This window comes from Pseudomonas sp. SIMBA_068 (genome assembly GCF_046534705.1).
In the GTDB taxonomy this organism is placed as follows: Bacteria; Pseudomonadota; Gammaproteobacteria; order Pseudomonadales; family Pseudomonadaceae; genus Aquipseudomonas; species Aquipseudomonas putida.
In genome coordinates this window covers 1-242 of the sequence record NZ_JAWRYI010001417.1, presented here as the reverse complement: position 1 = coordinate 242, position 242 = coordinate 1, and the positions used below count along the sequence as shown (strand labels likewise).

General features: G+C 36.0%; 1 pseudogene. It reads right to left on the bottom strand.

The window, feature by feature from the left end:
- Positions 1–242, bottom strand: a pseudogene (locus tag SB756_RS34280) (DNA repair protein RecO); the annotation flags it as partial.

Here is a 242-nt window from a genome sequence, read left to right as displayed (position 1 = left end):
AAATAACTCACGACTTTTTAATGGCTTATTACCTAACAAAGGTTTTAGTAAATAGCGACTTAACTGTTTTGCCATATATAACACATCTTTTCGGCTAAAGTCATGATTTGCTATTGCTTGAAGCTGTTCACCGCTAAAACCTGAGCGAGTATCTTCTTGGATAACAAACCCAAGTTCAGAGAAATAACTATACGTAAGCGCTTCATCTATTGGCTCACCGTTGGTATCAAAACTGAAATCAA